Annotated in this window: 14 protein-coding genes; all 14 read left to right on the forward strand. The window is 38.3% G+C overall.

From position 1 onward, the window contains the following. Positions 1-4: 4 nt before the first annotated feature. The 14 genes from proQ (at position 5) to I6E69_RS07310 (ending at position 23,663) form a co-directional block, all read left to right on the forward strand. Positions 5-655, forward strand: coding sequence for an RNA chaperone ProQ (proQ, locus tag I6E69_RS07245; RefSeq protein ID WP_024600504.1), 651 nt, complete (start codon positions 5-7; stop codon positions 653-655). A 26-nt stretch (positions 656-681) separates the two neighbouring features. Continuing rightward, the gene (gene prc, locus I6E69_RS07250; RefSeq protein WP_076924574.1) at positions 682-2,706 is read left to right on the forward strand and encodes a carboxy terminal-processing peptidase; all 2,025 of its coding nucleotides are present in this window, start codon (positions 682-684) and stop codon (positions 2,704-2,706) included. Positions 2,707-2,887: 181 nt separating this feature from the next. Then, the gene (gene nhaC, locus I6E69_RS07255) at positions 2,888-4,351 is read left to right on the forward strand and encodes a Na+/H+ antiporter NhaC (protein WP_007586912.1); all 1,464 of its coding nucleotides are present in this window, start codon (positions 2,888-2,890) and stop codon (positions 4,349-4,351) included. Between the two features lie 47 nt (positions 4,352-4,398). Next, a complete protein-coding gene (gene pepN / locus I6E69_RS07260) occupies positions 4,399-6,993 on the forward strand; it encodes an aminopeptidase N (RefSeq protein ID WP_197120928.1) in 2,595 nt (864 codons plus the stop codon). Continuing rightward, positions 6,994-7,215 carry a DUF2835 domain-containing protein gene (locus I6E69_RS07265; RefSeq protein WP_197120929.1) on the forward strand — a complete coding sequence of 74 codons (222 nt, stop codon included), beginning with the start codon at positions 6,994-6,996 and terminating at the stop codon, positions 7,213-7,215. Between the two features lie 252 nt (positions 7,216-7,467). Further along, positions 7,468-9,567 carry a DUF1302 domain-containing protein gene (locus I6E69_RS07270; protein WP_076924576.1) on the forward strand — a complete coding sequence of 700 codons (2,100 nt, stop codon included), beginning with the start codon at positions 7,468-7,470 and terminating at the stop codon, positions 9,565-9,567. 13 nt (positions 9,568-9,580) lie between these two features. After that, positions 9,581-10,945 carry a DUF1329 domain-containing protein gene (locus I6E69_RS07275; protein WP_170070824.1) on the forward strand — a complete coding sequence of 455 codons (1,365 nt, stop codon included), beginning with the start codon at positions 9,581-9,583 and terminating at the stop codon, positions 10,943-10,945. 131 nt (positions 10,946-11,076) lie between these two features. After that, positions 11,077-12,072 carry a YCF48-related protein gene (locus tag I6E69_RS07280; protein ID WP_197120930.1) on the forward strand — a complete coding sequence of 332 codons (996 nt, stop codon included), beginning with the start codon at positions 11,077-11,079 and terminating at the stop codon, positions 12,070-12,072. Further along, positions 12,072-14,393 (forward strand): RND family transporter, encoded by a 2,322-nt coding sequence (locus I6E69_RS07285; RefSeq protein ID WP_076924579.1) that lies wholly within the window; start codon positions 12,072-12,074, stop codon positions 14,391-14,393. Before I6E69_RS07280 ends, I6E69_RS07285 begins: the two co-directional genes overlap by 1 nt. A 208-nt stretch (positions 14,394-14,601) precedes the next feature. Next, positions 14,602-19,443, forward strand: a complete 4,842-nt coding sequence (locus I6E69_RS07290; RefSeq protein ID WP_076924580.1) for an NAD-glutamate dehydrogenase — start codon at positions 14,602-14,604, stop codon at positions 19,441-19,443. Positions 19,444-19,563: 120 nt separating this feature from the next. Beyond that, a complete protein-coding gene (gene pyrD / locus I6E69_RS07295; RefSeq protein ID WP_197120931.1) occupies positions 19,564-20,574 on the forward strand; it encodes a quinone-dependent dihydroorotate dehydrogenase in 1,011 nt (336 codons plus the stop codon). Between the two features lie 117 nt (positions 20,575-20,691). Further along, positions 20,692-21,222, forward strand: coding sequence for a cell division protein ZapC (locus tag I6E69_RS07300; RefSeq protein ID WP_002961896.1), 531 nt, complete (start codon positions 20,692-20,694; stop codon positions 21,220-21,222). Positions 21,223-21,313: 91 nt separating this feature from the next. Beyond that, entirely contained in the window at positions 21,314-23,431 is a 2,118-nt protein-coding gene (rlmKL, locus tag I6E69_RS07305) for a bifunctional 23S rRNA (guanine(2069)-N(7))-methyltransferase RlmK/23S rRNA (guanine(2445)-N(2))-methyltransferase RlmL (protein WP_138489126.1), read from the forward strand. Next, positions 23,424-23,663: a glutaredoxin family protein gene (locus I6E69_RS07310; RefSeq protein WP_002961779.1), complete on the forward strand. Its 240-nt coding sequence runs from the start codon at positions 23,424-23,426 to the stop codon at positions 23,661-23,663. Before rlmKL ends, I6E69_RS07310 begins: the two co-directional genes overlap by 8 nt. Positions 23,664-23,675: the final 12 nt, after the last annotated feature.

Here is a 23,675-nt window from a genome sequence, read left to right on the forward strand (position 1 = left end):
TAAAATGGAAACCACAAACAAGCTAAAAGATATTAATGAAGTGTTGGAATTTTTATATCAAGAATTCCCACAATGTTTTAAACAAAAAGATGGCATCAAGCCGCTTAAAGTAGGTATTTTTAAAGATATTGCTGAGCGTATTGAAGGGTCTGAAAAAGTAAGTAAGACTCAAGTTCGTCAAGCGCTTAGAAAATACACGTCTAATTGGCGTTATTTAGAAGCTGTGACTAAGTCAGAGTTTCGTATTGACCTTGATGGTAATCAAGGTGAAAAAGTTGAGCAAGAGCATATCGACCATGCACAAAAAGCATTGGAAGAAAGCCGTGCTAAAATGGCAAAACGCAAAAAACAACAGCGTCCACGCCAAGATTCTGATTCTAAATCTTTCAAGAAAAAACCAGCTCATGCTAGTAAAGCAGGCGATAAAAACGCACCTGCAGCTAACAAACCTGCTAAAGCAGCGCCGGCTAAACGTTCAGGAAAAATTGAACCTTTACCAGCAACTGAGGTCAAGGTTAATAATAAGGTTAAGGTTAAACTTGGCCAAGCACTTGTAAACGCAGTAATCACTGAAGTGAACAAAGATGATGTTCATGTTGAATTAGTTACAGGCATGCAAGTTAAAACCAAAGCTGACAGCTTATATATTGTTTAAGTTGTAAATAAATTAAGGAGTTGTGTATGAGTAAAAAGTTTACGCTCATTCCGTTAGTTGCTGCCCTGTTTTCAGGTTCATTATTTGCTGCTGTTGAAGCCGTTACAATTGACGATTTACCCCAGCTTAAGCAAGAGAGTCAACATGGTACTGCTAGCAAACGAGTGGCTAGCTTATTTGCTCGTTCACACTATACACCGGTTCGATTTAACGATGAGCTTTCTAGTAAAGTGTACGATCGTTATATCGAATCCCTTGATTTTAATAAAAGCGTTTTCTTAGCCAGCGATATTGCCTCTTTTGAGCAATATCGTGATGACTTTGACAACGCGATTACTACCGGTAAATTAGAATTTACGTTTGATATTTTTAACTTAAGTCTTAAACGCCGTTTTGAACGTTACGAGTATTCACTTACTTTACTTGAAAAAGAAATGACGTTTGATAAAGAAGATGAATACTTTTATGACCGTGAAGATTCGGCATGGCCTGTGTCACAAGCTGAGCTTGATGAAATTTGGCGTGAGCGTGTAAAGTACGATGCACTGCGTTTAAAAATGACGGGTAAAGATTGGGAAGGCATTAAAGAAGTACTGACCAAACGTTATAAAAATGCAGAAAAACGTTTAGTACAATCTAATTCAGAAGATGCTTTTCAAATTGTTATGAATTCGCTAGCACGCAGTATTGAGGCTCATACGTCTTACTTATCGCCACGTCGTGCAGAGCAATTCAAAATGGATATGGACTTAGAGCTTGAAGGCATTGGTGCCGTGCTAAGCCCTGATGAGGACTACACTGTTATTCGCAGCTTAGTGCCAGGAGGCCCTGCAGATAAAACAGATCAAATTAAAGCTGATGATCGCATTATCGGCGTTGCCCAAGATGGCGAAGAATTTGTAGATGTAATTGGCTGGCGTTTAGATGACGTAGTTGATTTAATTAAAGGCCCTAAAGGGACTAAAGTACGTCTACAGTACTTAAAAGGTGTTGACGCTCACGGTGCACCTAAAGTTGTTGAAATCACTCGTGATAAAATTCGACTTGAAGATAGAGCGGCTAAATCAGAAGTATTTGAAGCCAAATACTCTGACTTAACAAGTAAAGTTGGAGTGATTGAAATTCCAGGCTTTTACAATAATCTTTCTAAAGATGTAAAAGTTGAACTGGCTAAGCTTAAAGAAGAAAAAGTTGATGGCATTATTATCGACCTACGCCAAAATGGTGGTGGTTCTTTATATGAAGCGACTCAATTGTCAGGTTTGTTTTTTGACCAAGGTCCAGTTGTTCAAATTCATACCTTAAATAACCGTATAGAAGAGCAAAAAGATCGCGATGGTATAACTTATTACGATGGCCCTTTAACTGTTTTAGTTGATCGCTACAGTGCCTCTGCTTCTGAAATATTTGCAGCAGCAATGCAAGATTACGGTCGTGCGGTTATTATTGGCGAGCAAACATTTGGTAAAGGTACTGTACAGCAGCACAAAGGCTTAGGCCGCGCTTACGACCTATACGATAATGCGCTGGGTAGCGTGCAATATACAATTGCTAAGTTCTACCGTATTAACGGTGGTAGTACACAACATAAAGGTGTGATCCCTGATATTTCGTTTCCATCAGCAATCGATCCTGCAGAGTGGGGCGAAAGTAAGCAAGATAATGCACTTCCTTGGGATAGCATTGTTAAAGCGAAATACAAAAAACTAGGTAATTTAACGCCTATTATTACCTACCTTGAGAAGCAACACGAAGTACGAATTAAATCAGAACCAGAATTTGGTTATGTATTTAATGACATTACCTTATACAACGAAGAGAAAGACCGTAAAACTATCTCTTTAGTTGAAGCTACGCGTATTAAAGAAAAAGATGAAGGTGAAGCACGTGCACTTGTACGTACTAACGAACGTCTTAAGCGTTTAGGTAAAGACCCGGTAGAAAACTTAGATGATTTACCAGAAGTAATTGAAGAGCTTGACCCATTTTTAGAAGAAGCTGCATTAATTACTCAAGACTATATTAATTATGGTCGTATAGCTAAGAAGTAATAACTGGTTTTACCTCTATAAAAAAGGCGCTTTAGCGCCTTTTTTACTACCTAAAATTTACTAAATTGTTATAATCTTTGATTACATAAATTTGAGCTAGATTAATGACGCTCAGTTAATGCGCTTAACGTGCTAAAAATAATAATTAAACACACAGTAAGTGTGTCTAGGAGTCTCTACTTTGAAGCTATTGGATGACAAACCAATCAAGCCCGCCTCGTTTTTTGATGCGTTAATTCCTATCTCTGTATTAATTTGTTTGCTAGGTGCTGCAGTTTACTTATTTGGTGATAACTCTTCATCAGGGCCCAACCAAATTGCGCTTTTATTTGCTACTTTTGCAGCGGCTTTAATTGGGCTTAAAAACGGTTATACATGGAAAAAGTTAGAACAAGCCATGATTGAAGGTATAACGCTTTCGCTTGGTGCTATCCTAATTTTACTTATGGTAGGTGCGTTAATTGGCACTTGGCTACTTTCTGGAACGGTACCAACTTTAATTTATTATGGCTTGCAAGTTATAAACCCAAGTTGGTTTTACGCAGCGAGTTGTTTAATTTGTGGCATTGTAGCTATGAGCATTGGTAGCTCTTGGACTACTGCCGCTACAATAGGTGTTGCTTTATTAGGTGTTGCAACGGGTCTTGGACTTGAGCAAACAGTAACAGCAGGCGCTGTTATATCTGGCGCGTACTTTGGTGATAAGCTAAGCCCGCTGTCTGAAACAACAAATTTAGCGCCAGCAGTTGTAGGCGCAGATTTGTTTGAGCATATTCAACATATGCTGTGGACGACTGTACCTAGTTTTGTAATTGCACTGATTATATTTATATTCATGGGCTTTAACGCAACTGCTTCAAGCGAAGCGGGGCGTATTGATGAAATAACGGCTATTTTACAGCAAAACTTTAATATTGGTTTTGAAATGCTAATTCCGCTAATTGTACTTTTAGTTTTAGCGATTAAAAAAATGCCGGCCTTTCCTGCTATCTCTATCGGTGCTGTTGTAGGCGCTGTTTGGGCCATGTTGTTTCAATCTGATTTAATTGCTAGCCAAATTGATGTTTCTCAAGGACAGCTAGTTGGCTACTTTAAGCTTGTTTGGACGACGTTTTTTGATGGTTTTAGCATAAGTACAGGCGATGACAAAATGGACTCTCTACTTAGTGGTGGCGGTATGTCCGGAATGCTTACAACCACATGGCTTATTATGACTGCACTGATGTTTGGTGCAATTATGGAAAAAACAGGCCTTTTGGATATTTTTGTTAAAAGCATACTTAAAATAGCTAAAAGTACGGGATCGTTAATTGCGGCAACAATAGCAACGTGTATTGGTACTAACGTGATAGCGGCCGATCAATATATTGCAATTGTAGTACCTGGTCGTATGTTTAAAGATGAATATGAAAAACGTGGTTTGAAGCCTGTTAATTTATCTCGGACATTGGAAGATGGCGGTACAATTACCAGCCCACTAATTCCATGGAACACGTGTGGCGCATATATGCAAAGCGTTTTACTAATAAACCCTTTTGATTATGCACTTTACGCTTTCTTTAACTTAATTAACCCTGTTTTAGCGGTTGTTTATGCCTACTTAGGCATTAAAATTTTACGTATTAAGCCAAAACAATCCGCCTAATTTTAAACAGCTCCTTTTAACTTAAAAGGAGCTGTTTTGGAGTATCTATGACTGAATCAAGTAAACCTCAAGCACAATATCTTAAAGACTATAAAGCTCCTGATTTTTTAATTGACCACACAGAGCTAACCTTTGACTTACAGCCATTATCAACCAAAGTAAGCTCTTTGCTAACACTAACGCGGGTTGGTGATAAAAAAGCACCTTTAGTACTTGATGGTATTGAATTACGCTTACTGTCTTTATCTATTGATACGGTCGATATAACTGATTATGAAATTATTGGTGAGCAGCTAATAATTAATAATTTACCGGATAGTTGCCAATTAAGTATTGTGACCGAGATATCACCTGAGACAAATACTTCTCTAGAGGGTTTGTATTTATCTGGCGGTGCGTATTGTACACAGTGTGAAGCGCAGGGTTTTAGAAAAATCACCTATTACATGGATCGCCCTGATGTACTTGCCACGTTTGATGTAACTATCATTGCCGATAAAAAATATCTGCAACTTCTTTCTAATGGTAATCAAGTAGACAGTGGTGAAACACAAGATGGTCGTCATTTTGTAAAATGGCAAGACCCATTTAAAAAGCCGAGCTATTTATTTGCACTTGTAGCGGGCGATTTTGATGTTTTAAAAGACACGTACACAACTAAAAGCGGCAGGGATGTAGAGTTAGCATTGTTTGTTGATAAAGGTAATTTATCTAAAACACCCCATGCTATTGCTTCACTTAAAAAAGCAATGCAGTGGGATGAAGAGCGCTTTAATTTAGAGTATGACCTTGATATTTATATGATTGTAGCCGTCGATTTTTTCAACATGGGCGCGATGGAAAATAAAGGGCTGAACGTTTTCAATAGTAAATGCGTATTAGCTAATCAAGAAACAGCCACAGATAAAGACTACCATACGATTGAATCTATTGTAGGGCATGAGTATTTTCATAACTGGACTGGTAACCGAGTTACTTGTAGAGATTGGTTTCAGTTATCGTTAAAAGAAGGTTTAACGGTTTTTAGGGATCAAGAATTTAGCAGTGATTTAGGCTCTCGTGCACTTAACCGAATTGATGCGGTTAAAGTAATGCGTACGCATCAGTTTAGTGAAGATGCAGGCCCTATGGCTCATCCAATTCGCCCAGAGAAAGTTATTGAAATGAATAACTTTTATACAGTTACTGTATACGATAAAGGTGCTGAAGTTATCCGTATGATGCACACATTGTTGGGTGAAACGAACTTCCAAAAAGGTATGACACTTTACTTTGAGCGCCACGATGGGCAAGCAGTTACATGTGATGACTTTGTTAGTGCGATGAGCGATGCATCAGGCGTTAATTTAGAGCAATTTAAACAATGGTACAGCCAATCAGGTACACCGCGTTTAAATGCAATTCAAAAATTTGATAGCAGCTCAAATACATACACTTTGATAATCGAGCAAACAGCGCCGGCTAATCAGCCAGAGAATAAACCGCTTCATATACCTTTTGCTATTGAACTACTTGATGCCAACGGGCAGAGTATTGCTCTGCAATATAAAGGTAAAAAGCTAGATCATGTACTTGATGTAACAAATACGACCCAAACATTTAGCTTTGACAATATTTTAGAAAAGCCTGTTGCAGTTTTACTCGAAGACTTTTCTGCTCCTTGTATTTTAAATCAGCAAACAACAGAGCCAGAACTATTGCATATTATGCGTTTTGCGCGCAGTGATTTTTCACGTTGGGATGCACAACAGCAGCTATTCATTAAGGCGATTAAATCTCAAATCACCGATGCAACGAATAGCGTATTAAGTAGCGAAATTATAAATGCGCTACGTGTGCTTATAAACACCAAGGAGGGCGATTTAGCTTTAATTGCAGAGCTGTTTAAATTGCCAAGTTTTGACACGTTAGCTGCTGAATTTGATGTAATACCTGTTGATGAGATTATCGAAATAACAGAAAAGTTTGAGCAACAAATTGCTGATGAACTTGCTGATGAATTACTTAGTTGTTACGAATCTCTTGAAGATGATGGCAGTGTAAGTGCAACCTCCGTTGCGAATCGTGCTTTAAAACAAATATGCTTGCACTACCTTGCTAGAACACAAAAACCTGAGGCTGTAACCTTTATTAAGGAGGCTGCAAGTTCGACTAATATGACTAATGTACTTGGCGCCCTAAGCGCAGTGGTAAAAGCTTCACACCCTGTTCGACAAGCGCTTTTGAGTCATTTTGATAGTCAGTGGCGTCATGATGTTTTAGTCATGGATAAGTGGTTTGCACTGCAAGCTATGCAATCAGGCAGTAATGCGATAGAAAATATTAAAGCACTTTATGAACACCCGTGTTTTGACTTTTCAAATCCTAACCGTGTACGTGCACTTGTAGGAAGTTTTAGCCACTTTAATACAGCGCAATTTCATCGATCAGATGCTCAAGGCTATGCGTTATTAGGTGATTTATTAATAAAACTTAATGCAATTAATCCACAAAATGCGTCTCGTATGCTTACACCATTTATGTCGTGGAAGCGTTACGATGATGTACGTTCACACGCAATGAAATTGCAATTACAGCGTTTAGCCAACCTCGATGGCCTAAGTGCTGACTTGTATGAAAAGGTTGAAAAAGCGCTCGCATAAATGATTGAGTATTATTTTAGCCTAAGATTGAGCTATAGCGAGTGCATGGATTACTACCATGGCCGTTTTAGCTCATTACAAGTTGTAGAAGATGGCGGGAAAACAGTACGTTTTTCTGCTAATCATTTAAGACCTTTTATTACCAGCCTAGGTATAAGAGGGCGTTTTAGAATGTTATTAACCCCCGAAAATAAATTCATTCGTATTGAACAAGTGGCTTAGCTCCCTGTTTTTATGTTATAAAACCATAAAAATATTGTATTTTTGTTAATTTCAATTTGTCCTATTGTTAAATAACGTGTATAAATTATCTGGTACGACGTCTTACCAATACGTAAGCGTTAACCAGAATAAAAAGTATATGACTGATTTGAGCGAGTATTTGTAATTTCACTGATTCGCTTCTATCGTTATGATTACACTAAAAACAATAACTTGATCACACAAAATGACCCGCGACAGGGGGGAACCAAAATGATAAGAAGATCGCTTTTTGTTAAAAATAGAATCGCTATAGGTTTAGCAGCCGCTAGTTTAGGTTTATCTGCAGCAAGTACTCAAGCTGTAACATTTGAAGCTGGAGGTTTTGATATTACCTTCGATTCAACTTTTTCATATGGGCAAAGTGTTCGCGTAGAGGATAGAGACTTTAACCTAATTGGTAAAAGTAATAATCCAGCATTTGATTGGACAGGATACAATCCTGCGCTAAGTAACACTATCTATTCATCTCAAGATGTATGGGCTCAACCTGGGTCTTATTCAAATAACGGTGATGCTGGTAATTTAAATTTTGATAGTGGTGACTCATTCTCAAAACTATTGAAGGGAACACACGACCTTTCAATAAATAAAGATAACTATGGTTTGTTCACTCGCTTCATGTATTTTTACGACTTTGCTTTAATGGATGGCTACCACGCTTATTCAAACCCTACATCAGGGCAAGGTGTTGATCCATGTGATGATAAAGACACTAAAGCACAAAGCTGTGCCGACATACGTTTATTAGATGCGTTTGTATGGGCCGATTTTGATTTAAATGATGGTAATAACCCTTTATCTGTCCGTTTAGGCCAGCAAGTAGTTAACTGGGGTGAAAGTACGCTTATATCTCATGGTATTAACGTAAACCCAGTTGATATAGATAGGTTAAAAGCTCCAGGCGCTGAGTTAAAAGAAGCATTTATACCAATAGGTATGCTTTGGGCATCGCTTGGTATTACTGAGAACATTACGCTTGAAGGTTTCTACCAATACCAATGGCAGGAAACGCGTTTACCAGCAGCAGGTACATACTTTTCTACTAATGACTTTGCAGCAGAAAATGGTTATCAGCAGAATGTTCAATTAGGCTTTACGTCTAATCCTGATATTGATGTTGCTTTTTTAACAGATAGTTTGAATAACCTAACATCCGATTTTGCATTAGCAGCCGCTGCTCAAGGTATTGATCCTTCAAGTGCTGAAGGGAGTGCTTTATTAGCCCAGATGTATCTTGCTTATCCAACTAAGGTTGCGCTTAAAGGCAAAGGGGATAATGGTAAAAATGAGCCTGAAGATGGTGGCCAATACGGTTTACGTTTAGGTATATTTTTACCTGAGTTTAATGATACTGAGATTGCATTATACCATGTGAATTATCACAGTCGTCGCCCGCTTATCTCTGGTCGTGTATCAAACTTTTCGCAGGCAGCAATTGCACAAGATTTAGCAATGATCATGACAACAGAAATTACGTCAGATAATGTTGCTGATTTAACCGCTTTTTCAAAAGCTGAAAATGACTACCCTGAAGATATTAAACTATATGGTTTAAGTTTTAACACAACTATTGGTGAAACAGCCTTTGCAGGTGAATTTGCGTTTCGTCAAGATGAGCCTCTGCAAATTGATGACGTAGAGCTACTGTACACAGCTATGCCTGAGCAGTTAGCGCTTGCAGGTCTTCGTCCAGATTTTGCAGGTATTTCGCAAATGAGTTTTGGCGATGATATTAGTTCTGTTGCTGCGGGTGAAGTTGCTCAAGGCTATATTGAACGTGATACGTCACAAATTCAATTTACTGCTACTCACTTATTTGGCCCTTCTTTAGGTGCAGATAGTTGGGCTGTTGTTGGTGAAGTGGGTGCGGTAAAAATTCATAATATGCCAGAATACGATGAGATGCGTTTAAATGTTTCGGGTACTGGCCGCAGTGGAACAATTACAGGCCCTGGTACAACTGATTACTCAACATTGCAACTTGGTTTATCAAATGGCGCTGAAGAAAAATCATTTGCTACTGCGTCTTCTTGGGGGTATCGCTTAATTGCTAAAGGTGATTACTTTAACCTATATAACGGTATTAACTTCTCGCCACGTTTTGTATTTTCTCATGACGTAAATGGTAATACACCAGATCCTATGTTCTTATTTATCGAAGATCGTAAATCTTTAGGTGCAACCATGAACTTTAACTACCAAAATGCGTGGTCACTTGATGTGAGCTATAACTCGTTTTGGGGCGGCGGCGATATTAATACTTTCTCAGACCGCGATTACGTTTCTTTTAACTTAAAATATTCTATTTAGGGGTAACATTACTATGATTAAAAAACCTACCCTCATCGCTACAGCATTTTGTAGCTTGTTTGCAAGTAGCGCAGCTTTAGCTAAATTAAGCGCTGATGAAGTTGCTCAATTAGGTCAAAACTTAACGCCAATGGGTGCAGAAAAAGCAGCTAATGCTGATGGTTCTATTCCAGCTTGGAATAACGGCATTACAGCAGCTCCTGCAGGTTATGAAGCTGGTATGCATCACCTTGACCCATTTACAGCTGATAAAGTACTTTTTACTATCGATAAAAGTAATATTGAAAAGTACAAAGCCAATCTAAGCCCGGGTCAAATTGCTTTATTTGAAGCATACCCGGACACATTTAAAATGCCAGTGTATGAAACACGCCGCTCAGCTTCGTACCCTCAGTTTGTTTATGACGCGACTAAAAAGTTTGCACCTACTGCTGAATTAATTGAAGGCGGTAATGGTATTAAAAATACAGCGATTGGTATTCCTTTCCCTATTCCTAAAACTGGTTTAGAGGCAATTTGGAATCACTTATTACGTTACCGTGGCCAATCTATTGAGCGTTTTGGTGGTCAAGCCGCACCGACTGCATCTGGTTCTTATAACTATGTTGGTTTTGATGAGCAGTTATTAGTTAAATACTCAGACCCTAGTGCAACACCTGCGGAGCTTCAAGACTCAAATATTTTGTTTAAGTTTAAACAGAGCGTTACAGAGCCTGCGCGTTTAGCGGGTACTGCGTTATTAGTTCATGAAACGATGGACCAAATATTAACGCCGCGCCAAGCATGGACTTATAACTCGGGACAACGTCGCGTTCGTCGTGCACCTAATGTTGCATATGATGCACCAGGCACAGCAGCCGATAGCCTGCGCACTACCGATGACTTTGATATGTTTAATGGCTCGCCAAATCGTTACAATTGGACGCTAAAAGGTAAGCAAGAGTTATATATACCTTACAACAGCTATAAACTTCATAGTGATAAGCTAGAGTACGATGATATTTTAATGCCTGGTCATATCAATCCAGAACATACACGTTACGAAAAACACCGTGTTTGGGTTGTTGAAGCTAACTTAAAAGACGATACACGCCATATCTATAAAAAACGTGTGTTTTACATTGATGAAGATAGCTGGCAAGTACAGGTTACGGATATTTATGATAACCGCGACCAACTTTACCGTGTAGCAATGGCTTATGGCCTTAACTATTACGAAGTACCTACTCAGTGGAGTACGCTTGAAGTTTATCATGATTTAAATTCACGTCGTTATTTAGCAATTGGTTTAGATAACCAAGAAAAAATGTACGATTTTTCACAATCGTTTAATGATAACGAATTTACGTCAAGCGCATTACGTCGCGCAGGTAGATAGTTAGAAGTAAGGCACTTAACTTATGTTAAGTGCCTTTTCCTTTCACATCGCGTTTGTCTTATACCAAATCGCGCAACGCTTTCCTCAGTATATAAAGACAAACAATTCTCTCGTTCAAGGCGATTAAAATTATGAAGTATTTAGTATATGCCAGCCTGATCATAAGCGGTGCGGGTGTTGCCCAGGATGTTCCTGAAAACGCAATCAGTGCAATTAATGCAGATAAAACCCTACTTACCGATATAACAAACACAGGTAACGGGCTAATTGCAGTAGGCAAACATGGTACTGTTATTAAAAGTGAAACAGGTAATAAATGGCAACAAGCTGAACTTGTACCGACTCAAGTGCTATTAACAGCTGTTGACTTTAGCGATGAAAATAATGGCTGGGCATGTGGCCACGATGCAACAATAATAAATACTACTGACGGTGGTGTTAATTGGCAATTACAACAAGCACAACCAGAATTAGACAAACCATGTTTAGATATTCTATTTGAAGATGACTTGAAAGGTTTTGCAGTGGGCGCTTATGGTATGTTTTACCAAACTAGCGATGGTGGTAAACATTGGCAAAAGCGCTTTTTAGATTCGTTACTATTCAGTGATGACAGAGATTATTTAAACGATTTAAAAGAAAACGACCCCGAAGGGTATGAAGCCGAAACAGCTTCAATTTTACCGCACTTTAATCGAATCGAAATAACAGATAACGGATTAATGTTGGTTGGTGAAATGGGGTTAATGGCCAGGAGCATTGATGATGGTCAAACTTGGCAAAGGATAGAGGAAATTTACCCTGGTTCATTTTTTGCGGTTGCATCAGATAGCACACAAGAAATTGTGGCAGGGCTTCGTGGCAATGTTTTTGCGAAGCAAAATGGTGAACAGCAGTGGCAGCATTTCGAAAATGTAAAAACTGCGACGATCAACAACATCATTAATTACAATAATAAACAATGGCTCATGCTCGCCAATAGTGGCGTTATTTTTCATCTTCAAGATGGGTTACTCACCCATGAGCAGTTAGCCGATGGTAAAGCAATTTTAGATGGCGTGATTTTAAATAACAAACTAATCATGGCTACAGAAGATGGCATTAAAGTGAAGGAGTTAACCCCTTAATGCATAAATTACTCGATTTTATTGAAAAGGCGATTTTTAGACATCGCTTAATTATGCTTATAAGTTTTGCGCTTATAACGTGTTTACTTGTATTCAAAGCAACTCAAATTCAATTAGATGCCTCGTTTAATAAAAACATCCCGTTAAATCACGACTATATGAAAGTATACACTAAGCATGAAAAACAGTTTGGTGGTGCAAACAGTATTTTGATTTCAGTGTGTGATGACAGCGGTGATATATTTAATCCAGAATTCTTTACTCAGTTAAAAGCGGTCCATGATCAGCTTTATTTTATTCCAGGCGTAAATCGTCCATTAGTTAACTCTATATTTTCACCCAGTGCTCGTTTTGTTGAAGTAGTCGAGGATGGCTTTGCAGGCGGTCCAATTATTCCTGCCAACTTTAAAGCTGACAAACGTGGCTTAGGTGTTGTAAAAGAAAATATCGAAAAAGCAAAAGTGGTAGGACGTATGATTGCCAGCGATTACTCGTGTGCAATGGTAACAGCTCAACTTTTAGAAACAGATCCACAAACACAACAAAAGTTAGACACATTAGCTTTTGCGCAAAAGCTAGAAAGTGATTTAAGAGAGCCTCTAAGTACAGAAAAAGTAAGCATCCATATTATTGGCTTTGCAAAAATGGCCGGTGATATAGCAGAAGGCGCTAAAGGGGTGGTCGTATTTTTTGCTATTGCTATCGCCTTTACCTTTATTATGGTATGGCTATTTTGTGGCAGTTTAAAGCTGACCATTTTGCCTATCGCGTGTTCTATCATTGCTGTTGTTTGGCAATTAGGTCTGCTTTCAAGTTTAGGTTTTGGCCTAGACCCTATGTCTATTTTGGTACCGTTTTTAGTATTTGCTATTGGTGTAAGCCATGGTGTGCAGATGATAAATGCGATTGGTAAAAAAGTCGGTGAAGGTAAAACAACACGTATTTGCTGTCAGTCAAGTTTTAGGGCTTTATTGGTCCCAGGTGGTATAGCACTCCTTTCAGACACTGTCGGTTTTTTAACATTACTTACCATCGATATTGGTATTATTCGCGAACTTGCCATTACAGCGAGTTTAGGTGTGGCAGTAATTATATTTACTAATTTAATTTTACTACCAGTTTGGGCTTCGTACATGAACTTTGAGAACAGTGTACATATTCAATCTGGTGATGCTACTAAGCCTAACATGCTTGATAAAATTCGAGACCTTCTTGTAAAAGCAACAGATCCTAAAGTTGCTAAAATGATTATTGGTTTTACACTTGTTTTATTTGCTTTAGGTTACTGGCAAGCAGATAAAATGCGTATAGGTGATTTACACGCAGGGGCGCCATCTCTGCATCAAGATGCGCGTTATAATCAAGACACATTCTTAATATCTGATAAATATACTATCTCGTCTGATATCTTAAAGGTAATTGTAGAAGCATATCCTGCTGCATGTACTGAGCATAGTGTGATGGAGCGTATAAGCCGTTTCCAATACAAAGTAGAGAATGTGGCCGGTGTACAGTCTGCTGTAAGTTTGAGCTCTGTAGCTCAATCGGTTAACGCAGGCTACAACGAAGGCAATCTGAAGTGGCAAAGTTTGCCACGAAATTCAGCAAGCTTAGTACAGTCAACATCTAGAGTTGAAACGAGTACAGGTTTACTTAACGGTGATTGTTCAGTTATGCCAGTGATTATATTTTTAGATGATCATAAAGCACAAACTATCGATACTGTAATTAAGAGTGTTAAGCAATTTGCACAAGAAGAGGGCACTGATAAATTAGCATTTAAATTAGCGTCAGGACCTGTTGGCGTAATGGCAGCTACTAATGAGTCTGTCTCAGAAGCGCAAATACCAATGATGCTTTACGTTTATGGTGCTGTTATTATTTTATGCTTAATGAGCTTTAAAAGCGTAAAAGCAACGATTGCCGTAGTATTACCGCTTTATATCGTATCAACGCTTGCACAAGCACTTATGGTGCAATTAGAAATAGGCTTAACCGTTTCTACTTTACCAGTTATTGCTTTAGGTGTGGGTATTGGGGTTGATTATGGTATTTATATACTGTCGTCGATGATGGGGCAGCTTAAGCAAAATGTACCATTGAGTGTTGCTTATCGAAATGCGCTTGTTGAACGTGGAAGTGCGGTTCTATTTACCGGTATAACATTAGCTATTGGTGTGAGTACCTGGATATTCTCAGATCTTAAATTCCAAGTTGATATGGGTATACTGTTAACCTTCATGTTTTTAGTGAATATGTTAGGTGCAGTGTTGTTATTACCTGCTATTGGTAGTCTTCTCTGGACTGACCAGAAAAAATAATGTGAATAATTTTGCTCCTAAATGGCCTGTAAAGGCCATTTATATCTACAATTTGTGAATAGATGACCAAATAGCTGAAATGCTTAAAATGTTTTCATCGAAAAGGCTGTTTATTAGCTGTAAAAGGGTTAGAATTTAATTGACTCCACGCTAATGAATAGCTGTACAAATTCCTGCTCCTGAGCAGTAATAGATTAAGGAACATACAATGACACGAAATGAAGGCCAAGCCTCGGTTATCCTAGATAATGTCTGTAAGCTGATCCAGAAAAAAGTTCGCGCTGATAATGTGTTACTCGTTGAGAAATTCGCCAAAGCCTTGTACAGCAACATGTCTAAAGAGGATTTGGCAAACCGCAACGATAGTGACCTATATGGCGCAGCATTAAGCCTTTGGAACTCGCTAGAAAAAAATACTACCGACGACGCTGTTATTCGCGTTTTCAACCCTGAAGTGGCAAAAGATGGCTGGCAGTCATCGCATACAATTGTAGAAATTATTACTAAAGACATGCCGTTTTTAGTTGATTCTGTTCGTATGGCCATGACACGTGAAAATATCGCCTCTCACTTATTACTTCACTGCCCATTAAAAATTAAGCGCGATGAAAACGCTAAAATTTCTGGTTTATCAAATTTAAAAGCAGAACAAGAATCTTCATCTACTAAAACAGTATTCTTTATTGAAATCGACCGTCAAACAGATTCTTCTGTGATTGAGTCTTTCAAAAAAGAGTTAGAATCAGTTCTTGTTGATGTGTCGGTTGCTGTTGATGATTGGCAGCCAATCCGTAAAAAATTGATGGCAGTAACTAAAGAGTTACCCAAGCGTCATCATAATAAAACGAAAGAAGAAGTTTCAGAAACAACTGAGTTTTTAGATTGGTTAGCTAAAGATAACTTTACCCTAATGGGTTACCGTGAATATGAGCTAAGCCCAGTTCAAGGTGATTACCAATTAAAAGGTAAAATGGAATCAAGCCTTGGCTTGATGAAAAACTCTACTGAAGAACACACACGATTACTATCAGAATTACCAGAGGTTGCTCGCCAAGAAGCACGTAGTAGCAACCTACTGATCCTAACAAAAACTAACTCTGTTTCTCGCGTTCACCGTCCAGCCTACATTGATTATGTAGGTATTAAGCGTTTTGACGACGAAGGCAATGTAATTGGTGAAGACCGCTTTATTGGTTTGTTCTCATCAAGCTTTTACAATAACAGTGCTACTGATGTGCCAGTATTAAAAAGTAAAATTAATCGCATCATGGAAATGTGTGATTTTGCTAAAGGCACGCATGCTTACAAAGCTGTTTTAAATATTTTAGAAACCTACCCACGTGATGAGCTTGTTCAAGCGCGCGAAAGTGAGCTACTTGAAGTTGCTATGGGTGTGTTACAAGTACAAGAGCGCGATATGTGTCGCTTATTTGTACGTAAAGATGCGTATGGTCGCTTCTTATCTTGCATGGTTTATGTACCTCGCGAGCGCTATAACACGGCACTTCGTCGTGAAACGCAAGATATATTAGCCAATGCATTTAATTCTGACGATAAAGTCGAATTTACTACTTATTTCTCTGAGTCAACACTTGCGCGTACTCATTACACCGTTCGTGTGACCGACAACAAGATCGAATATAACGTGAAAGATATCGAAAACAATTTAGTAGAAGCTGCACGTACGTGGGAAGATAAACTTCAATCTGCACTTTTAGAATCTGCGGGCGAAGCACGTGGTAACGATTTAAATCGTAAATACTGTAATGCGTTTGCACGCTCATACAAAGATGAAGTGCTTCCAAGTGCTGCGGTTGTTGATATCGAAAAGTTAGAATTACTTAGTGATGAAAACAAACTAGAAATGCTTTTCTACCGTCCTCAAGAAGAAGCTAATAGCAATATTGTACGATTAAGCTTATTTCATAAAGACGAACCAATTCACTTATCTGATGTTATGCCAATGCTTGAAAACTTTGGTCTGCGCGTCGTTGGCGAAACGCCTTATTCAGTTAAAACAAGCGATGGTCGTATTAATTGGATCATGGACTTCTCGATGCTTATTGATAGCAAAGGGATGGCTGATTTTGATAAGATTTCAGCACGTTTTCGCGCTGCATTAACAAATGTTTGGGGCAACCGCCTTGAAAACGATGGTTTTAACCGTTTAGTGTTAATGGGTGGCCTAACTGGCCGAGAGGCCTCTATTTTACGTGCTTACGCTAAGTATATGCGTCAAATCGGTGTTACGTTCTCTCAGACTTACATTGAAAGCACATTTGCTAACTATCCAAATATTGCTGCGCAAATTGTTAACTTATTTGCTAAAAAGTTCTCAATTAAGAGCCCAGCAAGTGCCAAAACACTTGAGAAGCTAAGCACACAAATCTATTTAGAGCTTGAAAATGTAGCAAACCTAGATGACGACCGTATTATTCGTTTATACGTCGATATGATTGTTGCAACGCTTCGTACTAACTATTTCCAAAAAGATGATGCAGGTCAGTTTAAGTCGTATGTATCATTTAAAATACAACCAAGCTTAATTCCTGATGTACCGCTTCCTCTTCCAGCGTTTGAGATTTTTGTTTATTCTCCGCGCGTAGAAGGTGTGCATTTACGTTACGGTAAAGTAGCGCGTGGTGGCTTGCGTTGGTCTGACCGTCGTGAAGACTTCCGTACTGAAGTACTTGGCTTAGTTAAAGCGCAACAAGTTAAAAATACAGTAATTGTACCTGTTGGTTCTAAAGGTGGCTTTGTATGTAAACAATTACCTAGTGAGCGTGAAGCGTTTATTAAAGAAGGCCAAGAGTGTTATAAAATCTTTATCCGTGGTCTTTTGGATATTACAGATAACATTGAACGCGGTGAAATAGTGCCAGCTCGGGATGTTGTTCGCCACGATGAAGATGATGCTTACTTAGTGGTTGCAGCGGATAAAGGAACTGCTACTTTCTCTGATATCGCAAATGGCATAGCTAATGAATACAATTTCTGGCTTGGCGATGCATTTGCATCAGGTGGCTCGGTTGGTTACGATCACAAGAAAATGGGTATTACAGCTAAAGGCGCATGGGAGTCAGTTAAACGACATTTCCGTGAAATGGATATCGATTGTCAAACGACTGACTTTACAGTGGTAGCTATTGGCGACATGGCGGGTGACGTATTTGGTAATGGCATGTTGTTATCTAAGCATATTCGTTTACAAGTTGCCTTTAACCATATGCACATTTTTGTTGATCCGAACCCAGATGCTGCTACTTCTTATCCAGAGCGCGAACGTTTATTTAATATGCCGCGTTCATCGTGGGAAGACTACAACAAAGAGTTAATTTCTGCCGGTGGTGGTGTTTTCTCTCGTGCTGCTAAATCAATTACGCTTAGCCCAGAAATGAAAAAAATGTTGGGTACTAAAAAAGCAAGTATGACCCCAAATGAGTTAATGAAAGCTTCATTGATGATGGAGTTCGATTTACTGTGGAATGGCGGTATTGGTACATACATTAAAAACTCTAAAGAAACTGATGCAGATGTAGGGGATCGTGCAAATGATGCACTACGTATCAATGGTAGAGATTTAGGCGCTAAAATAATTGGTGAGGGCGGTAACTTAGGGGCAACTCAATTAGGTCGTGTTGAATTTGCTGCTAAGGGTGGTCGTGTTAATACAGACTTTATTGATAACGTAGGGGGCGTTGCTTGTTCAGATAACGAAGTTAACATTAAGATTTTACTTAATGGCTTGGTTGCTGAAGGTGACTTAACACGTAAACAACGTGATGAGCTACTTTACTCAATGACAGACGAGGTATCTGAGTTAGTATTAAAAGATTGTTATCGTCAAACACATACTATTTCAATTACGCAGTCTAAAGGTACTTCAACGCTTAAAGAAAAGATTCGCTTTATTCATGCACTTGAAAAAGATGGCAAGTTAAACCGTGCTATTGAGTTCATTCCAAGTGATGAAGAATTGGCAGAACGTGCAGCCGCTGGTAAAGACTTAACTCGCCCTGAGCTTTCAGTGCTAGTGTCTTACGCAAAAATGGTATTAAAAGAGTCTTTAGTAAGTGATGAAATTACTGAAAACCCTTACTATCGCCAATTGCTTGTGAAGTCATTCCCACGTCCTCTTCGTGAGAAGTTTAACGATGCGATGAACAACCATCCACTTCGTAAAGAAATTATTGCAACTAAACTTGCTAACAGTATCGTTAATGATATGGGTTTAAACTTCATGGTACGTATGCATGAAGAAACCGGTGCAAACGAAGCTGAAATTGCAATGTGTTACTCAATTGCTAGCGAAATATTTGAAATGCGTGATACATGGTCTTCTATCAGCGCACTGGATAATAAAATACCAGCAGCGGTACAAACTGAAATGCTTTACCAACTTCGTCGTACTGTTCGCCGTACAACACGTTGGTTCTTACGTCATCGTAATAAGTCACAAACGATTGAACAAGGAATTGAATTCTTTGCGCCAACATTTAAAGATTTAAGTGATAACTTAAATACATACATGATTGAAAAAGAAAATGACCGCATTGTAATTGAAGCCAATAAGTTAATTGATGCCGGCGTTCCTGCAGATATAGCTAAGCGTATTGTTTCATTATCAAGCTTATTCTCTGTGATGGATTTAGCTGAAGTTGCTAATAATTCAGGTAAGAGTATTTCGATGGTATCGAATACTTACTTTAAACTAGGCGCAAGAATGGGTCTGCATTGGTTCTTAGAGCAAATAACTAAGCAACCAGTAGCAAATCATTGGCAAGCACTTGCTCGTTCATCTTACCGTGAGGAGCTTGATTGGCAGCAACGTACGTTATCTGAAGTGGTTTTAAATAGCTTTGAAGGTGATGAGAGTGATGTTGATAGTCAAATAGATCAGTGGATGGATAGCCAAGATTTATTACTTCAACGTTGGAAACAAATGCTGGCTGAGTTTAAAACATCACAAAGCCACGACTTTGCAAAGTTCTCAGTTGCACTTCGTGAACTTATGTTATTAAGTCACAACTGTGATACATCAGGAAAATAATTTAGCTTTAATCTATTATTTGTTTAGTAAATAAATAACTGATTGTTAAATTTGTTATACAATACCTCAGCCTTGTCTGAGGTATTTTTTTGTCTGAAATTTAAAAAGAGGATTATATTGATGTTTTATGATTTAGCTCGCCGTTTTATGTTTACCCGTGATGCGGAGTGGGCGCATGAGTTTGCACTTAATAATCTTCGTCGTTTTGCTAATACGCCTCTAAATCTAGCTTGGTCACAAAGTGTTTCAGATAAACCCGTAAACTTCTTAGGTCTTGAATTTAAAAATCCAGTAGGGCTTGCTGCTGGTCTTGATAAAAATGCAGAATGTATTGATGCTTTTAGCCAAATGGGGTTTGGTTTTATCGAAGTAGGCACAGTTACGCCTCGTCCCCAAGAGGGCAATGAGAAACCGCGTATTTTTAGATTACCAGAATCAAACGCTATTATTAACCGTATGGGTTTTAATAACAAAGGCGTTGATAATTTAGTCAAAAATGTAAAAGCAGCAAAGTACAGTGGCATACTCGGTATCAATATTGGTAAAAATAAAGATACTCCTAATGAGCAAGGTAAAGATGACTACATTCATTGTATGCGTAAAGTATTTGAGCATGCTTCATACATTACGGTAAATATTTCATCCCCAAATACCCCAGGACTTCGTGATTTACAATATGGTGCTGCACTTGATGACTTATTGCAAAGTCTTAAAAACGAACAGTTAGATTTAGTTGCAAAGCACAATAAACAAGTGCCTATGCTTGTAAAAATTGCACCGGATCTAGATCAAATTCAAATAGAGCAAGTAAGTGAATCACTTTTAAATAATAAAATCGATGGTGTAATTGCCACCAATACCACGCTTGAGCGAGCTGCAGTTATGGGCCAGCAATATGCAGAAGAAGCCGGCGGTTTATCAGGTCACCCTGTTAGAATGCGTTCTACAGAGGTAGTGAGTGAATTGAAACGCTTAACACAAGGTAAATTACCAATCATCGGAGTAGGCGGAATAGATGATGCGCAATCAGCAAAAGAAAAGTTCGATGCAGGCGCAAATTTAGTCCAGGTTTATACTGGGTTCATCTACAAAGGTCCACAATTGGTAAAGTCGATCGTTAACGGCTTATAAGGATCAGTTATCTAAGCTTTTGATCGTTCGATAAATGTTCTAAGCAAGCATTTTAAAAGTGGTCAAAAGCGGTTATACTGTGAGCAATAATTATTCAACATACCCAAGGAGGAGTAAATGTTACAAGCATCAAAGCAATGGCAGTGGATTACTTGTCCTAATAAAAATCGTTTGTTACTTGATTTAAATGACGACATGCAATTATGTACGCCCTATAAGTTAAGACAACTCACCGATTCTGTTTTTAAAAATCCACGTTTTAGTTTAGAAGATGCTGCATTTTATGAACAAGTTTATAACTATTTAGATGGGTTTGAATTGTGGTCTGCTGCTCAAATTTGTCAAATATCGCTAAATGCAACCGCTGTTAAGTATCATTTAAAACCCGTTTTATCAAAAAGCTGGTTTTTTGAAGAGTACACTGGAACAGAGCCTAGTGTCGAAGCAATAGTTAAATTAATATCTAAAGCGCAGACTGGTGATTTTTTAATTGTAGAGCATTGCCCTGATGCATCTATTTGCTTAAATTTAAGCGAAACCTTCAAATTAGACGAAAATTTATCTTTAGCACAATTTGAAGTAATCCGTATTTTGAATAATCGAGTACACCCCATTCTAAATCAGCAATATCAAAGTCAAACCGCCTAACCAAATTTAAGTCTTAAGCGTGTCTTTATGGCGTGTTTGTCGCCCAACCTATGTTATAATCCTGCGCAATTAGCTATTAAGGGTTATTACTTTGCAATTTATCGCACTTACTTCTATCGGAATCGAAAATTTATTGGTTGATGAACTAACAGAACTTGGCGCAACTGTGTCTAAGCAAACTGTTGGTTCTGTTCGTTTTGAGGCTGACTCATTACTGGCGCAAAAGGTTTGTTTATCAAGTCGTTTTGCAACGCGTGTGCTTATGCTTATTGAAGAAAAAGAAGGCGTAGATGACAAGAATAGCCTGTATAATTTTGCTCGCTCGCAACCTTGGCAAGAGTGGTTTGGACCAACTCAAACATTCGCTGTCGACTTCAACGGTACCAATGACTCATTAAAAAACACACAATTTTCGGGTCTTGTAATAAAAGATGCGATTGTTGACTACTTTAATGATTTATACGAGCAGCGTCCTAACGTTGATAAGCAAGATGCAAATGTGCGTGTTGTTGCGCGATTAAATCGTTACGGCGTTTCTATGTATATTGACTATTCGGGCCCTCGTTTATCTGAACGTGGTTACCGCCAAGGCCAAGGTAAAGCACCAATTAAAGAACATTTAGCTGCTGCATTAATTAAACGAAGTGGTTGGCTTGATAATGTAAAACAACCTTTATTCGATCCATGTTGTGGTGCAGGTACTATTTTAATCGAAGCGGCTGGCATGGCACGAAACGAAGCGCCGGGATTATTTCGTGAAGGCTTTGCTTTTGAGCGTTTACCCAGTTTTAGAGCCGCTAAGTTTAAAGAACTTAAAGAAGAGTTACTTGCTAACATTACCGATCCTAAATTGTGGTTAATTGGCCACGATTACGATGAACAAGTTTTAAATAAAGCGATTGATAATGCCAAACGTGCTGAGCTTGACGATGTTATTAAGTTTAAGCAAAGTGATGCCACTAAACTTACTGCTGTTGCAAAATTACCGGGTGTTGTAATTTCAAACTTACCTTATGGTGAACGTATTGGTTCTATGGCTGAGCTTGTTGATTTACACCGTAATTTAGGTGTTGGCTTTAAAAAGCACTTTAATCATTGGAAACTTGCCTTACTAGGTATGGACGAGAGCTTATTTAAACTTTTAAAACTTGTGCGCCTTAAGCGTTATAAGTTTAAAAATGGCCCACTTGATGTTGAACTTAACTTATATCAATTAGATGATAAGCAAGTAAGTTTGACTACCGATGATAAAAAAGCGCTTAATTTTGAGGGCTCTACGTCATTCGCAAATAGATTGAAAAAGAATAAGCAAGGCTTAAAAAACTGGCTTAAACAAAATAAAGTAGACGCTTATCGTGTTTATGAAGCGGATATCCCTGAGTACAATGTTGCTGTAGATATTTACGGTGACTCTGCGGTTATTTTTGAATATGCAGCGCCTAAAGAAATTGATGAAAAAACATCAGAAAAACGCCTGCAAGACGTAATAACATTGACTTCGCAACAACTTGATATCTCACCTGAAAATATTGCTGTAAAAGTGCGTAAAAAGCAAAAGGGCGAAGAGCAGTATACGGCCATGTCTAAACAAAACCGAACTATGGTAGTTGAAGAGTTTGGTGCTAAGTTTAAAGTTAATTTATTTGACTACTTAGACACAGGTTTGTTTTTAGATCACCGTTTAATGCGTCGTTATATTCAAGAAAATGCGAAAGATAAGCGCTTTTTAAACTTGTTTGCATACACAGGTACTGCCTCTGTGCATGCTGCACTTGGTGGCGCTAAAGCAATTACAACAGTTGATTTATCTAAAACCTATTTAAAATGGGGCCAAGATAACTTCGATTTAAACAATATCAGTAATACACGTTACCGTTTTGAACAAGCAGATTGTTTAAAATGGTTAGAGCATGCGACAGCACAATATGATTTGATATTTTTAGACCCTCCAACGTTCTCAAACTCAAAACGTATGAAAGACGCGTTTGATGTGCAAAGCGATCACATTAAATTATTAACGTGGGTAAAAAAGATCTTAAGTCCATCAGGTACTTTGATTTTCTCTAATAACAAACGTGGTTTTGTAATGGATGAAGTTGGCCTGATTGGTTTAGGTTTAAAAGCCGTTAATATCTCAGATAAAACGTTATCACCAGACTTCAAACGTAATAAAAAAATCCATAATAGCTGGCTAATTACGCATGGCTAAATGGATTTTATATCATACTGATGGCTGCCACTTGTGCGAACAGGCTGAGCAACTTATCACTGATGTACTAAATGACAACAGTGAGTTATTACTAATCGATATTATGACTGATGAGCAGCTTATTGCTGAGTATCAAATTACTATTCCTGTATTAAAAAGTGAAAAAGGCGAGAAATTATATTGGCCTTTTACTTTACACTCTGTGCGCGAATTTTTAGCACAAGCAGAATAAGAGCAAATAAGA

The organism is Pseudoalteromonas sp. NZS100 (genome assembly GCF_015864815.1).
In the GTDB taxonomy this organism is placed as follows: domain Bacteria; phylum Pseudomonadota; class Gammaproteobacteria; order Enterobacterales; family Alteromonadaceae; genus Pseudoalteromonas; species Pseudoalteromonas distincta.